Genomic DNA, 21,172 nt, shown 5'->3' with positions numbered 1-21,172 from the left:
TCTTCCGTTGCTATCTCTTGTCAAGTTCCTGTCGCGCTTTGTTTGTACATGTCCCTGGCGGTTAGTCATATCATATAACAACTACCAGTGTAGACATGTTTTGTACAGAGGCGGACGTACAAAATGAAGGTTATCGTAAGGCTTAAAAGTAATACAAAACCCGTCCATATTAGGTGACGGTTTTTGTTATTTTAACGGCAAAAAATTTTATTCTTTCATTATTATATCTAAGTAGCTGGTTAATAAATTTAGATGAGAATCTAAGGGAGCGAATCGATCATTTTCCCAGTTAAAGAGTGTTCTGACATCAACATCTAAGAGCTTTGCAAATTCTCTCTTTGTATAGCCATGATACAAGCGTGCTTTGGTGATTCGGTTACCCAACGTTGTCTCGGGTAATTGCTCAAAGCAACCTAAAAATGAGATAGGAACATCAAGAGCTTTCGATAGAAGTCTGAGGGTTGGAGGTGAAGCTATTTGTTTATTGGACTCTACTAACCCGATCGTTCTAGTACAGAGTCCTGTAATAGTTGAAAGATCGATTAGGTACATGTGCTTTGCTATTCGAGCTGCTTTTAGTCGACCTCCTGGAGTATCATCTTTTACGTCCAAAAAAGGAGAATAGGATGTCACTTTCTTTACTGATATTCCAAGGGTGTTATCTTCACCCTTGTCCCTGTGGATTTTTCGCTACCAGAGATCAGCAAGCCTGCTCGTGCACTCCACAACAAATCCACAAATACCGTTCCAAGCTCTCCGGCCCACTTCTCGACCGTATCGACCTGCACCTCGAAGTACCGCGGGTCCCTGTAAATCTGTTACACAAGCGTATTGCCGAGGAATCCTCCGAGATCATTCGGGGACGGGTAGAACAAGCCAGGAACATCCAGTGGCAGCGGTATCGATACCGAACCAGCTGTCCGTTTAACAGTGTGATGAATGGCGATGAGCTGCGCCGGTATGCCCGTTTAGATAAGGAAGGGCAGGAAATGCTGCAGCTTGCATTTGAGACCTTGGGCTTAAGTGCACGAGCATACGATAGAATCGTAAAGGTAGCGAGAACGATCGCTGATTTGGAGGGGGCGGATTACATTGCTGCTGAGCATGTTGCAGAAGCGATTCGCTACCGAGCTTTGGATAGGGCGCTCACCTTTTAGCGCAAGCCTGTTTAGATAAGCAGTATCAAGCTATTGTCACCGCGTAAAAATGTACATTGGCGCAATCACTCACATCCCAAGGGCGACAATACTTCAGTGCGATAGAGGTAACGCCTGTACGCAATGGCTGAAAAGTAAAGATCTGCTGACCACTTTGGCCGATTCGGGGTAAGGGAGAGGCGGGGGTGTAGTGAGTCGAAACAAACTCCAGAAAATTGGCATCTAGTGGATTCGATAAAAGCCATTGATATCCGGTAGATGGATTTGCCTCAAGGGACAAAGAAAAAGAATGACCAGGTGATACGTGTATAGAAGAGGTAGAAACATTCGGCATGGATCATCGTCCTTTTTTCGTAAGGTTAATCGCCCACCAGTTTCTTCTAGATATACGATACGTAAATGCGGGTAATTTGGTTCTTATTGTGATCGAATGCATAGGAAAAGATTGTAAGACATTTTTGAATATTTTACTAATTAATGGCAGCGACGATCATTTGTCAAATTTCCAATTTTTTATCGTGAATTAGCATGATATGGAAAGGAATTTGCAAAAAATTAGCGAATGAATAGGGATAAAGACATAAAATGTCGACAAAGAATCACTAAAGAGTAATCAATTTTACCTAAAAAACCAATGAGAAAAAACAATTATTACGTCTCATGTGGTAATTTTTTATCAAAAACGCGTGTTGGTTTTTCCAGCACTCTCCATGAGGAAGTCAGCGATAAGTTGCTCCTCATTAATTGGGAGAAGCTTTTTCTTTGTGTTCATCAATCGCTAGGAAAGGGAAAGGAAAACTGATGGAGAGCATTGCGGAGCTATTTGAAAAAAGAGAATACTATCACGCATTTCAGCCCATTTGCCATCTCCCCGAAAGACAGAGAATCGGGTATGAGGTATTGCTGAGAAGTAAGGCAGGGATTAATCCTGAGTCCTTATTTCAGGTGGCAAAGGAAAACAGGAAATTACCAGAACTCGACACGCAATCGCTGCACTATGCCCTCTCTACCTTTTTTCATCAGTCAACAAAAAATGAAAGGGATCTGTTATTCGTCAATATATTTCCATCGACAATTACAGACGCATCCTTTCCTCTCTTTATTGAAGAAGTCAGCCGCGAGTATTATCCCTTTCTTGGCCAGATCGTTTTGGAAATTAACGAATCGATCATGGAAGGCGAGGTCTGGCACGATCCCATCTTTAAAGAGAGAATTTCTGACTTAAAAGAAAGAGGCTTTTTGATTGCGCTAGACGATGTGGGTGAAGGAATGAACACGTTTCGCAAAATTGTTGATATATCACCTGATTACATTAAAATTGATCGTTTTTTTTCTCACGAGTTGTCCACTTCTACGGATAAACAGGAAACAGTAAAACTATTTGTGGAATTTTGCCAAAATGATTCACAACTTATTCTTGAAGGCGTAGAAGAGGAAGAGGATTTTGTTTGTGCTTCTTTACTTGGTGTCGTAATCGGTCAGGGATACCTGTTTGGGAAGCCAGGTAGCTTGTTGGACGATTAAGAAGCAAGTGTTGAATGTGGAGGTATACATATGAGCAGTGAAAAAAATGTTTATTCTAGGAAGGCAACCCTTTCTCTTAAAATATCCGAATTTGAAGTTCCACCAATGCAAGACATGCTCATTATCGGAAGAAAAGCTCCGATAGGACCGGAAGCGGTCAGAAGAATGGCCGAAGCCCTGTCACCGGAGCAATTTACGCTAATTAAAATGGATCATCCAAAGATTGAGGCCGTCTTGCTTCGAAATACTCTTTTGCAGATGCTGGATGAGAAATTGCTTATGAAAATTGTGCTTGAGGAATCAGAGCGCATGATTAGTGATTCAATGGTTCTTCGATCTGAGCTGAAAATAGCAGTCTCGATTCAACGTGAGGTGGATCTGCTATGACAATCTCCGAAATCATGACAACATCCGTTAGCACGATTACCTCTGGCAAAAGTGTTTCTTATGCAGCGGAGCAGATGAATGAATGTAATACGCGATGGTTGGTTGTCATAGATCACGGAGTCGTTATGGGAGTAGTTACCTCCCGCGATGTCTTGTCCGCGCATCCGAATCGAATCGTAGCAGATGCGATGAGTGGGTATCCGAGTCGTTTTTCAGCAGATCTAAATGTATGGGAGGCGCATTCCTATTTACAGGAGGACAATGGCGAGGTCGCTCTCATCATGGATGGAGAGCGGTTAATCGGAGTGCTTACCAAAGAAGCTGTTCGGATGAAAATTGCTGAATTCATTGATCCGTTAACAGGGCTATACGAAGCACCGTATATTCAGTATGTTGGTGAGCAGTTTTTAAAGGAAAACATCCCTTTTCATTTGCTTTTCATCGACCTAAATGATTTTGGTCAGATCAACAAAAAACATGGACACCCTTTTGGTGATGATGTGATTCGAAGGTACTCCTCCGTGCTTGCTTCATTCGCGTCTGAGAAAGGTGACCATTTATGTCGATATGCGGGGGATGAATTCGTCATGATTTCAACAGCGGAAGAGGATCAGGTCCAAAAAGGGATTGCATTACTGACGCAACCCACCCATATACGAAACGTCAGGATTTCCGCTGCTGTCGGCCATGTAAATGGGTATGAGGAGCCGGATTTTTTTTCATACTCCCTGAGAGATTTGATGGAAAAAGCGAGTCTGGAATCCTCAGCGGCAAAATTACAAAATGATTATCCTACATTTGCTACATAAATTACATCAGTGCTTCGGACAGGAATAGGCACTTCTCTTCATGCATACACTGATTGCTGAGTATACGAGAAGTGTGTAAAAGTCTAGCGCAACCTGTAGCTTCTTCAGTCGTAATACTTATTGAAAAGAACAACTTGAAGTACGGGAGGCTAACTAATGATCGTTACAACTACTAGCACATTGCAAGGCAAAGAGATTGAAGAATATCTGGATATTGTCAGTGGAGAAGTCATTATGGGCGCAAACGTTGTCCGTGACTTTCTCGCAGGAATTACGGACATTATCGGAGGACGAAGTGGTACGTACGAGAGCAAGCTCGCAGAAGGGCGCGAGATGGCTATTCGTGAAATGAAAGAAAAAGCCCGTTCCATTGGAGCAAATGCCATTGTAGGTGTAGATTTGGATTTTGAAACCTTGCGTGAGGGCATGATGATGGTCATTGCGACGGGTACAGCTGTACGTGTAAAGTAAGCCGGGCATATCCGGCTTTCTTTTTTTACTATCGGAAAGTTTAAAATTCTAAGGAAGATAGTATAAGCGCAACTAAGGCCCTGCCTGCGCTAAAAGGCTTGCAAAGCCAAGTTTTCTAATGTACAACCAGAAAATAATGATAATATATGTATAGTGAACCATATGTAAAGTGAGCCTGATCAAGCAACTTTTTTTTGATTCATTCTGGTTCATAAGTGCAAGAAAGCAGGGTGTTCTGGTGTCCGAGGTGGAGATAGCTTTATCGAAATTTATTGCAAATACAAATTCAAAGCCTAGTGAAATTGCTGGATTCAATGCCGTTTACCACATTACTCTTCAAGGCAAAGAGGCTGGTGAATATGAGGTTATATTCGCCAATGATCGTGCTTCTTATCAAAGAGGTTTTACTCTTGATGCAGGATGCAGAGTCGAGTTGTCAGAAGCTGATCTACTAAAATGGTTGAACGGACAATTAAATCCGGCTGCTTCTATCATTACAGGTAAATTAAAAATACAAGGGGATATGTTATTTTCTATCAAGCTCCAGACGCTTCTGCATACTTTTCAAATATAGACTTTTCGGGAGGAGGCAATCGAAAATCTAGACGGAATATATGGCTGAGTAGGAATGGCTACATGTTCCATTAGACCCATCATTATTTAGAAATAACTAGTCAATCCCTTCAGGGTTGCGTTAAAATATGACCAATGAATGACAAGTGACTAAATCAAAAGAACGAGGGGAATCATGCGCCAAATTTGTTCGTTTGTAGCTATCGTAACTCACCTGGAAGAACAATCTGTGCGTTTTGACTTTTACCAAGAGAGCCGAAGGTCTAAAACCGTACGAGAGCTTTTAAAACAGCGGGCAACCTTACCGCGCCATTATTTTGATTATTTATTTCATTCAGGGGTATTAGAAGTTGAGAGTGATCCACCGTATCAACCGATTGCGGCCAAGCCTGCAGCGATTGGGATGAACATCCGATCCTTAGGAACAAACATGGTTTTTGATATGTGCTTTGCCCCGCAAACGTATAAGTTATGGCAAAATACAGATGCAGTTCTGGAAGATATTTCCTTGTCGGCAGACCTTTTCGAAGAGTACGTCTATCGATTGGGGGCCATTAGCCGATTTCGTTATCTTGGACGTGTCGATGATCCACTTGTAGCTACACAGTTGGGTGAAAATGATATGATTGAATTCAAGCGCGATTTCTTGTTATCCAAAACAGGCATTATCAAGTCGATTGTGGCATTTGCCAATTCCAATAATGGAAATTTGTTTCTCGGCATAACCGACGAAGGAAGTATTTGCGGTGTAGACCATGAAGTTGAACATTACGGCGATCCGGATAAGTATATCCTGGCTATCACTCAATACATACAGGATAAAACAGTGCCATTCCTAACGCCATTTCCTAAAATTTCCTTGCAAAAAGTACAAGGGAGATATGTCGTCGCCATCTTTGTAGAAGTTGCATCCGAATTGATTTGCGGATTGGACAAGAACGGGGAAAAGTACGTGGTTATTCGCACGAACAATCGCTCGGTCGTGGTCAAGGACCCTCATCAAATTGGAGAAATCTACGTAAAACGAAAGCTGGGCAGTGAAATCAGCCGTCGATTGGGGCTTCTGTAGCATAATCGTGATTGGATTGCATACACGACGAAGGAGGTTGCTGCATGAAATCGTCTTTACGTGCCTATCTGCTTAGTATTTTGGTGGCAAGCATGGTAATGACTGGATGCGCGCAAGGAAGCAAAGTTACTGAAAGTGACATGAGAGATCGGATGGAAACAGAGCTGGGAGGCGTTGAAAAAGTAACGGTCATGTCCACGGATGGACAGGAGGTTGCGCTCGATCTGCCTGTTTTCCTCAAGGAACTGCCTACCCAAGGACAGGATCTGCAGCTATCGACGGAGCCGCTCAAGCAAGAGGATGTTCGATTTACCCTTGTATTATATCGCAAGCAACTGGCCCCACTGGTTGTAACGGTGGGAGAAACAGCAAGCCAGTTCGGAGAAAGTACATATCGTGGGAATGGTGCCATTTATTTTTATCAGTGGGTTCATAAGCAAACGGGAAAAGGGCTGCTCGCTCAAAAGTTCGATAACGCGCTGTTGTCGGCTGATGACCTTTCCAAAACGATTGTGCTCGCAGGGACCGAACTTGATCAAATCAGAAACGTTTTAAATACCGCCGTTCCCGAAACCGAAAAAAATCCAAAACAGTACCCGCTATTTCCGACTTACAAAATTCGTGTTGGTTCGACGCAAAAACCACTTGAGGTAACTGTACTGACACCCACAATGATCTCGGTGCCTTTTGGTAGAGAAAAACATCTTTTTCATGTAGATGGCCAATTGTTTTCGCGAATGACGACATGGCTCCCGCCTAGCGAGACAGAGGAGCAATCGCTGGAGAGACTGTTTAAGACAACGCGTATACGCCTGACTGCAACAGGCGAAATGGTGGGAGAAAACCGCGAGCTGGATGTCACGCAAACCACCGTTGAGCAAGGAATCGCTCATCAAACGGTGCGTTTGCTGCAAAAAGGAACATTACTGGAGAAGCCGCCGGAAGTTCCTGGAAAAGAACAATTTCAACTGCAATTTTTGGTAAATGGGACAGAGCGGTCCGTTGTCTTTTATCCACGCTATTTTAAGCTAGATCAATCGTGGTATGCTCACAATGAACTGGCTCAAAACGTGTGGAAATTGTTTGAAAACCTTCGAAAGTAAGTGTTTTCATTGATGAACTTTGTCGTTATTGGTCAGGATAAAGACAACATATCACTACCACTTTTGCATTTTTTGTCGTAGAATAGTAACGTTGCACTGATAGTGGTGCTTTAAGACTGGGGGAGACGACGAGTCTTCATACCGGTCTAAAAGCCTGCCGATCTTTATCTGCCATAGGAGGATGGAGAATGAACATTCATGAGTATCAAGGTAAAGAGATACTTAAGCAGTACGGTGTAAAAGTTCCTGAAGGACGCGTAGCATTCACAGTTGAAGAAGCTGTAGAAGCAGCAAAAGAACTTGGCACCCAAGTAAACGTAGTAAAAGCGCAAATTCACGCTGGTGGCCGTGGTAAGGCTGGCGGGGTAAAAGTCGCAAAAAATCTGGATGAAGTTCGTACATATGCCAGTGAAATTCTTGGCAAAGTACTCGTTACTCATCAAACTGGTCCAGAAGGTAAAGAAGTTAAACGTCTTCTGATCGAACAAGGCTGCGACATCAAAAAAGAATACTACGTAGGTGTAGTAGTTGACCGCGCAACTGGAAGCGTCGTTATGATGGCTTCTGAAGAAGGCGGTATGGACATCGAGGAAGTAGCAGCTAATACTCCAGAAAAAATCTTCAAAGAAGTAGTTGATCCAGTAACTGGTCTGAACGGCTTCCAAGCTCGTCGCCTGGCTTATGCGATCAATATTCCAAAAGAGCTGATTAACAAAGCTGCCAAGTTCATGATGAGCTTGTACCAAGCTTTTGTTGATAAAGATGCTTCTATCGCTGAAATCAACCCACTGGTTGTAACTGGCGACGGCGAAGTAATGGCACTCGATGCTAAGTTGAACTTCGACAGCAACGCACTCTACCGTCACCCTGACATCGTAGCTCTGCGCGACCTGGATGAAGAAGATGAAAAAGAAATCGAAGCTTCCAAGTTCGACCTGTCCTATATCGCTCTCGATGGTAACATCGGTTGCATGGTAAACGGCGCTGGTCTGGCAATGGCTACGATGGACATCGTGAAATTTTACGGTGGGGACCCTGCTAACTTCCTTGATGTTGGCGGCGGAGCTACTGAAGAAAAAGTTACAGAAGCGTTCAAAATTATTCTCCGTGACGAAAAAGTAAAAGGTATTTTCGTCAACATTTTCGGCGGCATCATGAAATGTGATGTTATCGCAAATGGCGTAGTGAATGCAGCAAAACAAATCAAACTGGACAAACCTCTCGTAGTTCGTCTCGAAGGTACAAACGTTGATCTGGGTAAGAAAATCCTCAACGAGTCTGGCTTGAACATTGTTGCTGCTGAATCTATGGCAGATGGCGCTGAAAAAATCGTATCCTTGGTGAAGTAAGAAAAAGCGAGTAGATACGTCAAAAAAGGTGGGAAAATAACGCGATGAGTATTCTCGTTAATAAAAATACAAAAGTAATTACGCAAGGGATTACGGGTGCAACTGGTCTGTTCCACACTCGCGGAGCCGTTGAATACGGTACACAAATGGTGGGCGGTGTAACACCTGGTAAAGGTGGCACTGAGGTTGACGGTATTCCAATTTTCAACACAGTGGCAGAAGCTGTAGCCAAAACGGGCGCAACTGCTTCCGTAATCTACGTTGCTCCTCCATTCGCTGCTGACGCGATCATGGAAGCAGTAGATGCTGAGCTGGATTTGGTTATTTGCATCACTGAAGGTATTCCTGTTCTGGACATGGTAAAAGTAAAACGTTACATGGAAGGCAAGAAAACCCTTCTCGTAGGACCTAACTGCCCTGGCGTTATCACTCCAGGTGAGTGCAAAATCGGTATCATGCCTGGTTACATCCATATTCCAGGTAAAGTGGGTATCGTATCCCGCTCTGGTACCTTGACTTATGAAGCAGTACACCAAACTTCTACTCGCGGCATCGGTCAATCCACTGCTGTAGGTATCGGTGGAGACCCTGTTAAAGGCATGGAGTTCATCGATGTACTGAAAATGTTCAACGAAGACCCTGACACTGAAGCAGTAATCATGCTGGGTGAAATCGGTGGAACTGCAGAAGAAGAAGCAGCTGAGTGGATCGCAGCTAACATGAAAAAACCAGTAGTAGGCTTCATTGGCGGACAAACTGCACCTCCAGGAAAACGCATGGGCCACGCTGGTGCGATCATCTCCGGTGGTAAAGGTACAGCTGCTGAGAAAATCGCGAAGCTCGAAGAATGTGGTATTCGCGTAGCAAAAACGCCTGCAGTTATCGGTGAAACTTTGGTTCAACTGTTGACTGAGCGCGGCATGCTCGACAAAGTTATGAGCAAATAAGCTTGTGAATAGCTAAAAGCGGACAGGTTATAGGCCTGTCCGTTTTTATTTTTGAGTCTGACCACTGTCTTTCGATAAAATAACACTCGATACCAACGATCTTTGTAAAACGGTAGGTATGGAGGAGGGGAAGACATGTTTGTGGACCAGGTGAGTGAGAGAGACTGGCTTTACTTGTTGTCAAGTGTTCCTGGGCTGGGAAGAGTGAAGCTGAGAGCGATGTATGAAATGGCAGGTTCATTTAAAGAAGCGATGAAAAAATGGGATTCACTCAGCCACAAGCTGAAGCTGTCAGCATCTATTATGAAAGAAGGAAACCAACTGCGCAAAGAAACAGTTGCATTGAAAATGCTGCGTGAGCGTATATCAAATGGTATACAGTATGTATGCTTTTTAGATGAGGATTTTCCCGATCAGCTACGCCACATTCCTGATCCTCCACTTGTATTATTTTATCGGGGAGAGCTACAGATATTGAAAGAGCCAGCGATTGGAGTGGTCGGCTCGCGAAAGCCTACGCCATATGGTAGAGCGAGCTGCTCTTTTTTAGTGAAGGAATTGGTGCAAGCAGGACTCGTGATTATTTCAGGTTTGGCTTATGGGATTGATGGGGAAGCGCACGAAACCACACTGAAGAACAATGGAAAAACAGTAGGTGTTCTTGGGTGTGGAATCGATCAGGTTTATCCGCCTCGTCATCGCGCACTTTATGAAAAAATTGCAACGTTTGGCCTACTTCTATCTGAATATCCGCCTGGAACACCACCTGTACCAGGGCTGTTTCCTGAGCGAAATCGAATTATTAGCGGGCTTAGTATGGGGATTTTAGTGGTAGAAGCTGCAGAAAGAAGCGGGTCGCTAATTACAGCAGATTGTGCATTAGAGCAAGGGAAGGATGTTTTTGCGATTCCAGGTCCAATTTTTTCATCGTTGAGCACGGGGCCGCATAACTTGATCAAACAAGGTGCAAAGCTAGTAACAAGTGGTTTTGATGTTCTGGATGAGCTGGGATATCCATTCGTTCCCGAAACCGAGCCTCGTCAGCGCGATTATTTGGACCAAAACTTATTGGATAAAGATGAGCTGGCGATCATAGGTATCGTTACACATGAAGGCATTCATGTGGATGACCTGCTGGCTCAATTGGACCCAGATATGCGCAGAAGTCTCCATCAGGTTTTGTTTCGCCTAGAAGCAAAAGGAGCACTTGTTGCTCTGGCTGGGGGGTATTTCGCGAAGCGTTAGGCTGGATCTTCTGTACCCGGAGTCCCCCTAAAGTCTTGCAAGTGTTTGACAAATCGGATGAGCATATTTAATAATAGGGAAGATTCCTTACTAAAAGGGGAGGAAAAAAATGGCTGACACGCTCGTAATCGTAGAATCCCCTGCGAAAGCGAAAACCATTGGAAAATATCTGGGTAGCAAATTTATTGTCAAAGCATCTATGGGACACGTGAGGGACCTCCCGAAAAGTCAGACGGGTGTGGACGTGACACGTGGCTTTGAACCCAAATACATAACCATTCGCGGCAAAGGGGACGTATTGAAAACCCTGAAAGATGCCGCCAAAAAAGTGAAAAAAGTATACCTCGCGGCCGACCCGGATCGCGAAGGGGAAGCAATTGCTTGGCATTTGGCTCAATACTTGGGGTTGGATCTAAACCAGCCGCTTCGGGTCGTGTTTAATGAAATCACGAAGGATGCCATCAAAGAAGCTTTCAAACACCCGCGTCACATCAACATGGATTTGGTGAATGCGCAGCAGGCTCGTCGTATTCTCGATAGATTGGTTGGATACAATATCAGTCCGATCTTGTGGAAAAAAGTGCGCAAAGGTCTTAGTGCTGGTCGTGTACAATCCGTTACCGTAAAAATGATTCTTGATCGGGAACGGGAAATTCAGCAATTCATTCCGGAAGAATACTGGACGATAGCAAGCAAGCTCAACAGCAACGGAAAAGACTTTGAAGCCAAATTTTATGGCTATGGAGACGAAAAAATTGAACTGAAGTCAGAGGCGGATGTTCAGGAAGTCTATAAAAGGATGGCGGATCAGCCGTATGTCGTTCGGAAAGTAACGAAGCGGGAGCGCAAGCGGAATCCTGCGCCTCCGTTCATTACCAGCTCCTTGCAGCAAGAGGCGGCGAGAAAGCTGAATTTCCGTACAGCAAAAACCATGCGGATTGCTCAGGAGCTGTACGAAGGTATTGACGTCGGCAGCAAAGAAGGGGCAGTCGGTTTGATTACCTACATGCGTACTGACTCGACCCGCATATCAGCTACCGCACAAGAAGAAGCAAAAGCATACATACTGGAAAAGTTTGGAGTAGAGTATGTCTTGTCGGAGCCGCGCACCGCTGCCAAAAACGAGAATGCACAGGATGCCCACGAAGCAATCCGCCCTACGGCGGTTATGCGTACGCCGGATGAGATCAAGGAGTTTTTGTCCCGTGATCAACTGCGCCTGTATCGGTTGATTTGGGAACGGTTCCTGGCAAGTCAAATGTCTTCGGCAGTATTGGACACGATGAGCGTAGACATCGCCATCGGAGATGTCATTTTTCGGGCAACAGGCTCTAAGGTAAAATTTCCGGGCTTCATGAAGGTATATATTGAAGGTGACGATGACGGAACAGAAGAAGAGGGCTTTTTGCCACCGATCGAAGAGGGACAGACACTTGAGCAGAAAAGCATCGAACCTTCGCAGCATTTTACACAGCCACCTCCTCGATACTCCGAAGCACGTTTAGTAAAGACGTTGGAGGAACAAGGCATCGGTCGTCCTTCTACATACGCTCCTACTTTGGAAACCGTTCAAAAACGCGGCTATGTAGCGCTCGAGGAAAAACGATTTGTTCCCACAGAATTAGGAGAAATCGTTATCACCCTGATGGAGGAGTTCTTTCCTGAGATCCTTGACGTGGAGTTTACGGCACATATGGAAAGTGACCTGGACGGTATTGAAGATGGGATCGCCAACTGGGTAAATGTCCTCGATGCGTTTTATGGTGGCTTTGCGAAACGGGTTGCCTTCGCGGAAGAAGAGATGAAGGAAGTCGAACTAAAAGACGAAGAATCTGATGAAATGTGCGAGCTTTGCGGACGCGTCATGGTATATAAGCTCGGACGTTTTGGGAAATTCCTTGCTTGTTCCGGATTCCCGGATTGTCGGAACACCAAACCAATCGTAAAAGAAACTGGTGTAAAGTGCCCGCAATGTGAAACCGGAGAGATTATCGAACGTAAATCTAAGAAGAGCCGAATTTTTTATGGTTGCAATCAATACCCTGAATGCGATTTTGTTTCTTGGGACAAACCGATTGGAAGACCATGCCCGAAATGCTCTAGCATGTTAATAGAGAAAAAACGGAAGAAACAAGGCGTAAGCATCGTTTGTACCAAATGCGATTATCAGGAAGAAGCAGATTCCTAATGCGATTCTTGAGATTTTTGTAGGTTTGGAGGATTGACAGCATGACATTGCCAACTACCACTGTTGTGGGCGCCGGTTTGGCTGGAAGTGAAGCCGCATGGCAAATTGCACAGGCCGGAGTACCCGTGAAATTGTACGAAATGAGACCAAAAACACAGACACCTGCACATCATACAGACAAGTTCGCTGAATTGGTCTGCAGTAACTCGCTACGAGCGAATACCTTGACGAATGCAGTTGGTGTTTTAAAGGAAGAAATGCGTCGCCTAGGATCTGTCATCATCAGTGCTGCGGACCGTTGTGCTGTTCCGGCTGGAGGAGCGCTTGCGGTAGACCGTCATGAATTTGCTGATTATGTGACAGAGGCAGTGCGAAACCATCCTCTGGTTGAGGTGGTTACGGAAGAAATTACAGAAATTCCTGAAGGGATCGTCGTGATTGCCACAGGACCGTTGACATCTCCTGCACTGTCCCAGCAGCTCAAGGACCTAACCGGTGAGGAGTACCTGTACTTCTACGACGCAGCAGCACCGATTCTTGAAAAAGAATCAATCGATATGAACAAAGTATTTGTGGCTTCCCGCTACGATAAAGGTGAGGCAGCCTACTTGAATTGTCCGATGTCAGAAGAAGAATTCAATCGCTTTTATGATGAGCTGATTGCTGCTGAAGCAGTTCCTTTGAAGGAATTTGAAAAAGAAATTTTCTTTGAAGGCTGCATGCCGATCGAAGTCATGGCAAAGCGTGGGCGTCAAACCATGGTGTTTGGTCCGTTAAAGCCAGTGGGACTCATTGATCCGAGAACGGGCAAAAAGCCTTATGCAGTAGTTCAGCTCAGACAGGATAATGGTGCTGCAACCCTATATAATATCGTAGGCTTTCAAACCCATTTGAAATGGCCTGAGCAAAAGCGTGTTTTCTCTATGATTCCTGGTTTGGAGAACTGTGAGATTGTTCGTTACGGTGTTATGCACCGTAATACCTTCATTAACTCTCCAAAGCTGTTGAAGCCTACATACCAGTATAAAGAGCGTGAGACCCTCTTTTTTGCTGGTCAGATGACAGGTGTTGAAGGCTATGTAGAATCCGCTGCGTCTGGCTTGTTGGCGGGGATAAATGCTGCACGACTGGCAAAGGGTGAGGAACTGCTTGTATTGCCTCCAGAAACAGTCATCGGCAGCATGGCCCGTTATATCACGACAGCCGACTCCAAGCATTTTCAACCGATGAACGCAAATTTCGGCTTGGTTCCTGAGTGGCCAGAGCGAATTCGAAACAAGCGAGAGAAAAATGAAAAATTGGCTGAGCGGGCGCTAGATACAATTCAGAATTTTACACAATAACGACACAATATACGTTGATATCCGAATTTCGACTGTGTTACTATATAGGTGCTTCGAGGAGGGTGCATCCCGTATGGACATTTCGCAACAGAATTCTGCGGATCTTGCGATGTTTACCCGTTATTTGCGAGTCGAAAAAAACGCCTCTCCTCATACGGTAAAGCAGTATGTGGCAGATATCAGCGAATTTGTCTCCTTTATGGAACAGCACCAAATCACCGTATTTGCTGCTGTTTCTTATTTGCATGGTCGCTCCTTCCTTGCGCAATTAGTGGGTAGGGGGCTTTCTCGGCGAAGTATCGCACGCAAGCTCTCCAGCTTGAGAAGCTTGTATCGTTTTTTATTGCGTGAAGGTAAGCTGGAACAAAATCCATTCCAACTCGTCTCCACTCCGAAAATGGAGAAGAAACTTCCTTCCTTTCTGTATCCACAAGAGGTTCAGGCGTTTTTTGATCTGCCAGACACTTCCACTCCACTAGGAATTCGAGATCGGCTGATTTTTGAACTACTGTACGCAAGTGGCATGCGCGTCATGGAGCTCGTCACACTTTCTGTGAGCGCGGTTAACCCGGACATGGGAGTCGCTCTTGTATATGGAAAAGGAGCAAAAGAAAGGTATGTGCCAGTTGGGAGTTATGCTTGTGAGATTCTTCGGCAATACCTAGAGTATGGAAGAGAAAAGCTGCTGGCAGGAAAAGAAGACCACGGCAATCTGCTGGTCAATTACCGTGGTGAACCACTTTCCGACCGCAGTGTTCGCCGGATTGTAGACAAATACGTTGATACGTACGCTCTGCATTTGCGTGTATCGCCTCATACGTTTCGGCATACATTTGCAACCCATATGTTAAACGGTGGAGCTGATCTGCGTGTTGTTCAGGAGCTGCTGGGGCATGTCAATGTCTCCACAACTCAAGTGTATACGCATGTGACCAAAGAGCGCTTACGCCATGTATATGATACCGCACATCCGCGTGCAAATTCGCGCGATACCGGTTCCGCCAAACGGCCATAAACGGGAGGAATCAGTGATGGAACAGTTTCACGCAACAACAATCTTTGCTATACAGCATAATGGATCTGTAGCGATGGCTGGAGATGGTCAGGTAACCTTTGGCAACAGCATGGTGATGAAGCACGGTGCCAAAAAAGTAAGACGTCTCTATCGCGGAGAGGTTCTGGCAGGTTTTGCTGGATCAGTAGCAGACGCGATCACCCTTTTTGAAAAGTTTGAAGGTAAGCTGGAGGAGTACCACGGAAATCTGCAGCGAGCTGCCGTCGAGCTGGCCAAGGAGTGGCGTATGGATAAAATTTTGCGTCGCCTGGAAGCAATGATGATTGTACTGAACAAGGATCATTTACTGCTCATATCGGGTAATGGTGAAATCATCGAACCAGATGATGGGATCTTGGCAATCGGATCTGGAGGCAGCTTTGCACTTGCTGCCGGAAGAGCATTAAAGACGTATGCACCCCACCTTAGTGCAAGAGAAATTGCGGAAGCATCACTGCGTACTGCTGCTGAGATTTGCGTATTCACGAATAACAATCTTGTTGTGGATGAGTTGAATTGAGCAAAAGGGAGGACTTTCTGTGCTGAATTTTGAGCAATTAACCCCGCGTAAGATCGTAGAGCATTTGGATAAATACATCGTCGGGCAGGCACAAGCCAAGAAAGCCATCGCTGTGGCGCTTCGAAATCGCTACCGTCGAAGCCGTTTGCCAGAACAAATAATTGACGAAGTCGTACCGAAAAATATCTTGATGATTGGACCAACCGGTGTTGGGAAGACGGAGATTGCTCGGCGGATTGCCAAGCTTACCGGAGCTCCATTCATTAAGGTAGAAGCAACCAAGTTCACAGAAGTTGGTTATGTAGGACGAGATGTTGAGTCCATGGTTCGCGATTTGGTGGAAGCCTCCATTCGCACTGTTAAGCAAGAAAAAATGGAATCAGTCAAGGAAAAAGCCGAAAAGCTTGCGAATGAAGCGATCGTAGAGGTTTTGGTTCCTTCACGTAAACAGCAGAGCTCTTTTAAAAATCCACTGGAGATGTTCTTCGGAGGGCAACAGCAGTCGCAACAGCCAGCAAATGATCCAGAAGAGGCTTCGGTAGAGCAAGGGCGCAGACAGGTTGCTTGGCAGCTGGCAAATGGTCAATTGGAAGAGCAAATCATTGAGATAGATGTAGAAGATCAGTCCCCAACAATGTTTGACATGTTCCAGGTTCCGGGTACAGAACAAATGGGGATGCAAATGCAAGATATGCTCGGCAGCCTGATGCCAAAACGAACCAAGAAGCGAAAATTGCGAATTAAAGATGCGCGAAAGGTATTAATTCAACAAGAAGCGCAAAAACTGGTGGATATGGATGAAGTAACGCAGGAATCGATTCGCAGGGCTGAGAATCACGGGATTATTTTTATCGACGAGATCGATAAGATCGCTGGAAAAGATGGTCGTGGTCCCGACGTATCCCGTGAAGGAGTTCAGCGTGATATTTTGCCGATCGTTGAAGGCTCAACCATTATGACCAAATACGGACCAGTCAAGACAGATTACGTATTGTTCATAGCGGCAGGAGCATTCCACATGGCAAAGCCGTCCGATCTCATACCGGAGCTGCAGGGTCGTTTTCCCATCAGAGTGGAGCTGACCAGCCTATGCGCCCCGGACTTTGTCCGGATTTTAACTGAGCCTAAAAACGCACTTCTGAAGCAGTATGTTGCCCTTTTGGAAACAGAAGGCGTGCATGTTGAATTCACACCAGACGCCATTCATGAGCTTGCTCGCTTGGCTGCTGAAGTGAACCAAAGCACGGATAACATCGGTGCCAGACGTTTGCACACCATACTGGAAAAGCTGTTAGAGGATCTTTCCTTTGAAGCCCCAGATATTCACTTGGAGGTTGTGCAGATCACGCCTGATTATGTGAAACAAAAACTAGGCAACATCGTAGGAAACAAAGACTTAAGTCAGTATATTTTGTAACGAACATTGGGTAGGAATCACACAGACATTGGGAGGAAATTTAAGATGGATCTACTGTCGAAAACAAGAAGAATTAACCGCATGCTGCAAAAATCTGCAGGTCATGCCGTTAATTTCAATGAAATGGCGCAAGTATTGAGTGATGTAATTGAAGCGAATACCTTTGTTGTAAGCCGCAAAGGTAAACTGCTTGGCTTTGCTATCCACCAAGAGATGGACAATGCGCGTATTCGCAAAATGCTGGAAGAGCGCCGTTTCCCTGAAGAATATAGCATGGGCCTCTTGAAAGTAGAAGAAACATCTGCAAACCTGGATGTAGATAGCCCATACACCATTTTCCCTGAGGAAATGAAAGAAGTATTCCGTTCTGGTTGGACAACATTGGTACCGATCATCGGTGGCGGTGACCGCCTTGGAACACTTATTTTGGGACGAATCAACGATCAATTCGTAGATGATGATTTGATCTTGGCTGAAGTAGGGGCAACCGTAGTAGGAATGGAAATCTTGCGTGAGCGCTCTGAGGCAATTGAAGAAGAGGCACGAAGCAAGGCTGTCGTCCAAATGGCGATTGGTTCTCTTTCTTATAGCGAGCTGGAAGCGGTTGAGCATATCTTTGAAGAGCTGGAAGGAAAAGAAGGCCTCCTCGTTGCATCAAAAATCGCAGACCGTGTAGGTATTACCCGTTCTGTGATTGTCAATGCTCTGCGTAAGTTGGAGAGTGCAGGTGTGATCGAGTCTCGTTCCCTTGGAATGAAAGGTACATTTATTAAAGTGTTGAATGAGAAGCTGTTACCTGAGCTGGAGAAGCTGAAAACCTCTTAATCGAACGTAGACTAAAGTTACACGAGGTTAAACAAAAGGCGTAGCAACTTATGTTGCTGCGCCTTTTTTCATGGGTACAAATGCCTAAAATCAACAAAACCCGACACAACTTTGCAAATTTTCATCCATAAATTCGTCAAAGTCTGCATGCAAAAATATGGCAATATCAATCGTATAATTGTAAAATGCAGTAAAAAATCAGGGCTAATAGGTGATTTAGTGCGATTGAATCATTTTGAAAATCTTCATGAAAAGGGGCTTTTTTCACTATTACAGTTTTGCTATGATTGAAGCGTATCTTAAATGTCGAAAATACAGGAAATTTAGGTAGATTTGAGGAAGCTTTGACGACAAATATAGGGGGATTAGGAACATGCTGGATAGCTATCATCTTCAGGTCCTAGAACGATCGATGGACGCAGCCTCTATGCGACACAGAGCGATCACAAACAATCTTGCCAATATAAATACCCCTTATTTCAAAAGTCAACAAGTCATCTTTGAAGAGTACTTACAAGATGAACTGAATGGGGTTATTGGCAAGAAAAATTTGGAAGCCTACAGAACAAGTGAGCGGCACATTCCCTTCAAAAATAGTGGGGGCTTCGCAATGCCGCAACAAGTATCTAATCCAACAGCTTATGTACAAAACAATGGAAACAACGTAGACATGGAAGCAGAAAATGCGGAGCTAGCGAAAAACCAAATCTGGTATGGTGGTTTGACACAACTGACCGCAGGATCCTTCCAAAAGCTACGAAGCGTAATTGAGGGCGGAGGTAAATAAGGATGAGTTTGTTTCAAGGAATGAACGCAAGCGCTTCTGCACTGACTGCTAATCGATTGATGCTGGACACGATTTCTGCCAATATTGCGAACCAAGAGGTTACGAGAGCCACTTATGTAAATGGAGCATGGCAGCCGTACAAACGGAAAATGTTAGAAATGGCCCCTAGATCGAGCAGCTCTTTCGACAATATGCTGCAAATGGCTGTCGGAAATGTTTTTAACAACAACGGTGGTGAGCTTGGGGTTCGGGTAACAGGTATTCGCGAGGATAATACACCTTTTAAACGAATGTATGATCCATCTCATCCGGATGCAGATGCGGACGGATACGTACTGATGCCAAATGTGGATCCGATGAAGGAATTTGTAGATCTCATTGCAGCATCAAGAGCTTATGAAGCGAATATCACTGCGTTTAACGCTTCGAAATCGATGATGATGAAAGCTTTGGAAATAAGATAAAGCGGGTGGTCTGTAACAAATGGATATTAACGCTCTTTCTCAAGTAAGCTCTATTCGTACGCCTAGTGTGAACAAGCTGCAAACACCAGCGGAAGTATCAAAGGAATTTTCCTCCTTTTTATCTGATGCAATCACCGAAGTGAATCAAGCGCAAATTGAGTCCGCCATTCTCAGCGACAAATTTGCATCCAAGGAGATTGAAGACATTCACCAAGTAACAGCAGCTGGACAAAAATCTTCGATCATGCTTCAGATGACCCTGCAAGTGCGTAACAAGATGATCGAGTCTTATCAAGAAATTATGCGTATGTCTGTATGATTTGTTGTTGGTATCCTGTGAGAGGTGAATCATGAACGAGCGTCTGGCATTATTCAGAGAACAGCTTACGTCAAAATGGAACCAGTTATCAAAAAAACAAAGATGGATGATTGTTGGAATTTCTCTATTTCTCCTCATCTCACTTGGCTTATACATATACATAGCTTCTCAACCGGTATACAAGCCGCTATATAATCAACAATTGAGTGAGCAAGAGATTGGGGCAATTAAGAAAGAGCTGGAAGGCTCTCAAACTCCTTATCGAATTACGGGAAATGGAACTAGCATTGAAGTACCGGAAAAAGTAGCCCAAGATGTTATTGTGGATCTTGCTGCCAAAGGAATTCCAAGTCAGGCAGGAATCAACTCAGAAATCTTTTCAAACACACTTGGAGTTACGGATCGCCAATTCGATGTGATGAAAAAAGAAGCATTGCAGCAGGAATTGCGCAAAATGCTGGAGCGGGTTAAAGGGGTGCGAAGTGCACAGGTCATGATCACCCTGCCACAAGAAAGCTTGTGGGTAACAGAAACACCTGATACAGCTACCGCTTCTGTCATCGTTGATGTAGAACCTGGAACAACACTTGAGCAGAAACAGATCAATTCCCTTTATTTGCTCGTATCACGAAGTGTTCCGAAGCTGCCGATGGAAGCAATCGCGATTACGGACCAGTACTCCAATTCATTGGATCGCACGGATGGGAATGAAAGTGAAGGTTCTTTGAGCAGCTTTAAACAACAAGAAGATATCAAAGCTGAAGTAGAAAAGAAAATACAGCAGAATTTGTACAATCTTCTGGGAACCATCATGGGACGGGACAAAGTCATTGTTCATACTTTTGTTAAAATGAATTTTGATAAAGAAAACCGTGTGGAAAATCTCGTAGAGGCACCGGATAAAGAAAATAACGAAGGTCTTATCATTTCATCGCAAAAATTATCTAAAGCATTTTCTGGACAGGGTGTACCGCCTGGCGGAATTACCGGTACGGGCGATAATTCTTCTCCCCAGTACCAAGCAAATACTCCAAACGGCAGCAACAGTCAGTATGAAGAGTTAAATGACACAATTAACCGTGAAGTAAATCGAATTACACGAAATGTCGTGAAGAGTCCATATGAGATCGAAGACTTGACGATTAACGTAGGTGTTGAACCACCAGCTGGCACTCAGTTAGACCCAGCTACTATTGACAGCATCAAACAAGTACTCCGAAATGTTGTACGTGTTACCTTGAGTAACCAAGCAATTGATTTGACCCAAGACGAGCTGGATAAACATATTTCTGTCTTCCCGCGCGAGTTCTCAGGAAAAGTGGCTTTAGAAGAAAGTAATTCTCTTAGCCCTGCTGTACTTTGGACTGTTGGTGGTATTGCAGCATTGGCGCTTGCAGCAGTTGCATTCCTTTTGGTTCGCAGACGTAGCCAAGCCAAACAGCAGCAAGAAAATGAAGACGTTCAAGATTTGCTGACTCCATCCCAATCGTTGGATGTTCCCGATTTGATTTATCAGGAGGATGGCGACCAGGTTATGGTCAGGAAGCAGCTTGAAAAATTGGCGCGAAGCAAGCCAGATGAATTTGTAGTTCTGCTTCGCACGTGGCTAGCAGAAGATTAA

The 21,172-nt window shown here is 44.6% G+C and carries 23 protein-coding genes; 21 read left to right on the top strand and 2 right to left on the bottom strand.

The annotated features are described in order from the left end of the window. Positions 1-207: 207 nt before the first annotated feature. Positions 208-633 carry a helix-turn-helix domain-containing protein gene (locus SB752_RS18960; protein WP_410717135.1) on the bottom strand — a complete coding sequence of 142 codons (426 nt, stop codon included), beginning with the start codon at positions 631-633 and terminating at the stop codon, positions 208-210. On the opposite strand from SB752_RS18960, the gene SB752_RS18955 reads away from it, so the two are divergent. Then, the gene (locus SB752_RS18955) at positions 627-1,157 is read left to right on the top strand and encodes a magnesium chelatase subunit ChlI family protein (RefSeq protein ID WP_410717134.1); all 531 of its coding nucleotides are present in this window, start codon (positions 627-629) and stop codon (positions 1,155-1,157) included. The genes SB752_RS18960 and SB752_RS18955 overlap by 7 nt on opposite strands. A 25-nt stretch (positions 1,158-1,182) precedes the next feature. On the opposite strand, the gene SB752_RS18950 is transcribed toward SB752_RS18955, so the two are convergent. Beyond that, a complete protein-coding gene (locus SB752_RS18950) occupies positions 1,183-1,491 on the bottom strand; it encodes a protease inhibitor I42 family protein (RefSeq protein WP_410717133.1) in 309 nt (102 codons plus the stop codon). Positions 1,492-1,958: 467 nt separating this feature from the next. Between SB752_RS18950 and SB752_RS18945 the strand changes: the two genes are divergently transcribed. From SB752_RS18945 to fliF, 20 genes are all read left to right on the top strand, one after another. Beyond that, positions 1,959-2,681, top strand: a complete 723-nt coding sequence (locus tag SB752_RS18945) for an EAL domain-containing protein (RefSeq protein WP_410717132.1) — start codon at positions 1,959-1,961, stop codon at positions 2,679-2,681. A 30-nt stretch (positions 2,682-2,711) separates the two neighbouring features. Beyond that, on the top strand, positions 2,712-3,068 hold the full coding sequence (locus SB752_RS18940; RefSeq protein WP_049738752.1) for a hypothetical protein: 357 nt from the start codon (positions 2,712-2,714) through the stop codon (positions 3,066-3,068). Continuing rightward, positions 3,065-3,877 (top strand): diguanylate cyclase domain-containing protein, encoded by an 813-nt coding sequence (locus SB752_RS18935; RefSeq protein WP_410717131.1) that lies wholly within the window; start codon positions 3,065-3,067, stop codon positions 3,875-3,877. The genes SB752_RS18940 and SB752_RS18935 overlap by 4 nt, the downstream gene beginning before the upstream one ends. A gap of 156 nt (positions 3,878-4,033) precedes the next feature. Further along, on the top strand, positions 4,034-4,348 hold the full coding sequence (locus SB752_RS18930; protein WP_103105930.1) for a YbjQ family protein: 315 nt from the start codon (positions 4,034-4,036) through the stop codon (positions 4,346-4,348). Between the two features lie 238 nt (positions 4,349-4,586). Then, entirely contained in the window at positions 4,587-4,922 is a 336-nt protein-coding gene (locus tag SB752_RS18925) for an SCP2 sterol-binding domain-containing protein (protein WP_410717130.1), read from the top strand. 174 nt (positions 4,923-5,096) lie between these two features. Continuing rightward, on the top strand, positions 5,097-5,990 hold the full coding sequence (locus SB752_RS18920; protein ID WP_410717129.1) for an AlbA family DNA-binding domain-containing protein: 894 nt from the start codon (positions 5,097-5,099) through the stop codon (positions 5,988-5,990). A gap of 44 nt (positions 5,991-6,034) precedes the next feature. Beyond that, a complete protein-coding gene (locus SB752_RS18915) occupies positions 6,035-7,093 on the top strand; it encodes a hypothetical protein (protein WP_410717128.1) in 1,059 nt (352 codons plus the stop codon). 188 nt (positions 7,094-7,281) lie between these two features. Further along, complete coding sequence (gene sucC, locus SB752_RS18910) at positions 7,282-8,442, top strand: ADP-forming succinate--CoA ligase subunit beta (RefSeq protein WP_016743310.1); 1,161 nt, start codon at positions 7,282-7,284, stop codon at positions 8,440-8,442. 44 nt (positions 8,443-8,486) lie between these two features. Beyond that, positions 8,487-9,389, top strand: coding sequence for a succinate--CoA ligase subunit alpha (sucD, locus tag SB752_RS18905; RefSeq protein WP_410717127.1), 903 nt, complete (start codon positions 8,487-8,489; stop codon positions 9,387-9,389). 135 nt (positions 9,390-9,524) lie between these two features. Beyond that, positions 9,525-10,634 (top strand): DNA-processing protein DprA, encoded by a 1,110-nt coding sequence (gene dprA, locus SB752_RS18900; protein ID WP_410717126.1) that lies wholly within the window; start codon positions 9,525-9,527, stop codon positions 10,632-10,634. A 109-nt stretch (positions 10,635-10,743) separates the two neighbouring features. Beyond that, the gene (topA, locus tag SB752_RS18895; RefSeq protein WP_410717125.1) at positions 10,744-12,822 is read left to right on the top strand and encodes a type I DNA topoisomerase; all 2,079 of its coding nucleotides are present in this window, start codon (positions 10,744-10,746) and stop codon (positions 12,820-12,822) included. A 41-nt stretch (positions 12,823-12,863) separates the two neighbouring features. Further along, complete coding sequence (gene trmFO / locus SB752_RS18890; RefSeq protein WP_410717124.1) at positions 12,864-14,165, top strand: FADH(2)-oxidizing methylenetetrahydrofolate--tRNA-(uracil(54)-C(5))-methyltransferase TrmFO; 1,302 nt, start codon at positions 12,864-12,866, stop codon at positions 14,163-14,165. Positions 14,166-14,238: 73 nt separating this feature from the next. Continuing rightward, positions 14,239-15,180 carry a tyrosine recombinase XerC gene (gene xerC / locus SB752_RS18885; RefSeq protein ID WP_410717123.1) on the top strand — a complete coding sequence of 314 codons (942 nt, stop codon included), beginning with the start codon at positions 14,239-14,241 and terminating at the stop codon, positions 15,178-15,180. A 16-nt stretch (positions 15,181-15,196) separates the two neighbouring features. After that, positions 15,197-15,739 carry an ATP-dependent protease subunit HslV gene (gene hslV / locus SB752_RS18880; RefSeq protein WP_049738763.1) on the top strand — a complete coding sequence of 181 codons (543 nt, stop codon included), beginning with the start codon at positions 15,197-15,199 and terminating at the stop codon, positions 15,737-15,739. A 19-nt stretch (positions 15,740-15,758) separates the two neighbouring features. Beyond that, positions 15,759-17,156, top strand: a complete 1,398-nt coding sequence (gene hslU / locus SB752_RS18875) for an ATP-dependent protease ATPase subunit HslU (protein ID WP_410717122.1) — start codon at positions 15,759-15,761, stop codon at positions 17,154-17,156. Between the two features lie 45 nt (positions 17,157-17,201). Then, positions 17,202-17,981, top strand: coding sequence for a GTP-sensing pleiotropic transcriptional regulator CodY (codY, locus tag SB752_RS18870; protein ID WP_103105939.1), 780 nt, complete (start codon positions 17,202-17,204; stop codon positions 17,979-17,981). 373 nt (positions 17,982-18,354) lie between these two features. After that, a complete protein-coding gene (gene flgB / locus SB752_RS18865; RefSeq protein ID WP_410717121.1) occupies positions 18,355-18,768 on the top strand; it encodes a flagellar basal body rod protein FlgB in 414 nt (137 codons plus the stop codon). A 2-nt stretch (positions 18,769-18,770) separates the two neighbouring features. Then, a complete protein-coding gene (gene flgC, locus SB752_RS18860; RefSeq protein WP_410717120.1) occupies positions 18,771-19,232 on the top strand; it encodes a flagellar basal body rod protein FlgC in 462 nt (153 codons plus the stop codon). Between the two features lie 19 nt (positions 19,233-19,251). After that, complete coding sequence (fliE, locus tag SB752_RS18855; protein ID WP_410717119.1) at positions 19,252-19,551, top strand: flagellar hook-basal body complex protein FliE; 300 nt, start codon at positions 19,252-19,254, stop codon at positions 19,549-19,551. A 31-nt stretch (positions 19,552-19,582) separates the two neighbouring features. Next, the gene (gene fliF / locus SB752_RS18850; RefSeq protein ID WP_410717118.1) at positions 19,583-21,172 is read left to right on the top strand and encodes a flagellar basal-body MS-ring/collar protein FliF; all 1,590 of its coding nucleotides are present in this window, start codon (positions 19,583-19,585) and stop codon (positions 21,170-21,172) included.

It is taken from the genome of Brevibacillus sp. SIMBA_040 (assembly GCF_046535075.1).
Classification (GTDB): Bacteria; Bacillota; Bacilli; order Brevibacillales; family Brevibacillaceae; genus Brevibacillus.
Note: the sequence above shows the minus strand (reverse complement) of the source record. Positions and strands in the feature narration are given on the sequence as shown.

Excerpts from the sequence above, each read along its gene's own strand:
- trmFO (WP_410717124.1), top strand. The coding sequence starts at position 12,864 with ATGACATTGCCAACTACCACTGTTGTGGGCGCCGGTTTGGCTGGAAGT.
- sucC (WP_016743310.1), top strand. The coding sequence starts at position 7,282 with ATGAACATTCATGAGTATCAAGGTAAAGAGATACTTAAGCAGTACGGT.
- flgB (WP_410717121.1), top strand. The coding sequence starts at position 18,355 with ATGCTGGATAGCTATCATCTTCAGGTCCTAGAACGATCGATGGACGCA.
- SB752_RS18955 (WP_410717134.1), top strand. The coding sequence starts at position 627 with ATGTCACTTTCTTTACTGATATTCCAAGGGTGTTATCTTCACCCTTGT.
- SB752_RS18950 (WP_410717133.1), bottom strand. The coding sequence starts at position 1,491 with ATGCCGAATGTTTCTACCTCTTCTATACACGTATCACCTGGTCATTCT.
- xerC (WP_410717123.1), top strand. The coding sequence starts at position 14,239 with ATGGACATTTCGCAACAGAATTCTGCGGATCTTGCGATGTTTACCCGT.
- hslV (WP_049738763.1), top strand. The coding sequence starts at position 15,197 with ATGGAACAGTTTCACGCAACAACAATCTTTGCTATACAGCATAATGGA.
- topA (WP_410717125.1), top strand. The coding sequence starts at position 10,744 with ATGGCTGACACGCTCGTAATCGTAGAATCCCCTGCGAAAGCGAAAACC.
- SB752_RS18945 (WP_410717132.1), top strand. The coding sequence starts at position 1,959 with ATGGAGAGCATTGCGGAGCTATTTGAAAAAAGAGAATACTATCACGCA.
- fliF (WP_410717118.1), top strand. The coding sequence starts at position 19,583 with ATGAACGAGCGTCTGGCATTATTCAGAGAACAGCTTACGTCAAAATGG.
- SB752_RS18940 (WP_049738752.1), top strand. The coding sequence starts at position 2,712 with ATGAGCAGTGAAAAAAATGTTTATTCTAGGAAGGCAACCCTTTCTCTT.
- SB752_RS18920 (WP_410717129.1), top strand. The coding sequence starts at position 5,097 with ATGCGCCAAATTTGTTCGTTTGTAGCTATCGTAACTCACCTGGAAGAA.
- SB752_RS18915 (WP_410717128.1), top strand. The coding sequence starts at position 6,035 with ATGAAATCGTCTTTACGTGCCTATCTGCTTAGTATTTTGGTGGCAAGC.
- sucD (WP_410717127.1), top strand. The coding sequence starts at position 8,487 with ATGAGTATTCTCGTTAATAAAAATACAAAAGTAATTACGCAAGGGATT.
- fliE (WP_410717119.1), top strand. The coding sequence starts at position 19,252 with ATGGATATTAACGCTCTTTCTCAAGTAAGCTCTATTCGTACGCCTAGT.
- SB752_RS18930 (WP_103105930.1), top strand. The coding sequence starts at position 4,034 with ATGATCGTTACAACTACTAGCACATTGCAAGGCAAAGAGATTGAAGAA.
- SB752_RS18935 (WP_410717131.1), top strand. The coding sequence starts at position 3,065 with ATGACAATCTCCGAAATCATGACAACATCCGTTAGCACGATTACCTCT.
- codY (WP_103105939.1), top strand. The coding sequence starts at position 17,202 with ATGGATCTACTGTCGAAAACAAGAAGAATTAACCGCATGCTGCAAAAA.
- dprA (WP_410717126.1), top strand. The coding sequence starts at position 9,525 with ATGTTTGTGGACCAGGTGAGTGAGAGAGACTGGCTTTACTTGTTGTCA.
- flgC (WP_410717120.1), top strand. The coding sequence starts at position 18,771 with ATGAGTTTGTTTCAAGGAATGAACGCAAGCGCTTCTGCACTGACTGCT.